Raw genomic sequence first — 358 nt, 5'->3', positions numbered from 1 at the left:
GCTGTAGTAACCTGAACGACTGACACCGTTCATTGCACACAGCTCAGTCACAGTCAGGACATTTTCCGGATCCATAATGACATCCTGAATCAGCGCGTATTTTGAAGCAGGCCTGTTCATCATGAGCGACCTGGCTTCCTCGAGTTCGCCAGTGCAATAATTTTTTTTAGCGTATCGAGCTCTTTGCGCAATGCCCGGACTTCGCCTTCCAGTCTGGCTAATTCATCTCCTTTATCACCGGTCTTTTTCTGGCTCTGGGAGATGAGATAGGCAGTGTTGGACATTCTGCTCTCCCCGATGATTGCCGGATCATATCCGAGCTTCACAAAGATCTCCCGTGGAAGGCAGCCCTGGTTGT

The 358-nt window shown here is 50.0% G+C and carries 1 protein-coding gene; it reads right to left on the bottom strand.

The window, feature by feature from the left end; genetic code table 11:
• Positions 1–119: 119 nt before the first annotated feature.
• A partial coding sequence (locus Afil_RS10790; protein ID WP_230268556.1) for a hypothetical protein occupies positions 120–358 on the bottom strand: 239 nt, incomplete at its 5' end.

Origin of the sequence: Allobaculum fili, assembly GCF_020969955.1 — a bacterium.
Classification (GTDB): Bacteria; Bacillota_I; Bacilli_A; order Erysipelotrichales; family Erysipelotrichaceae; genus Allobaculum; species Allobaculum fili.
The sequence above is the reverse complement of the archived record's forward strand: the minus strand, read 5'-3'. Positions and strand labels throughout refer to the sequence as shown.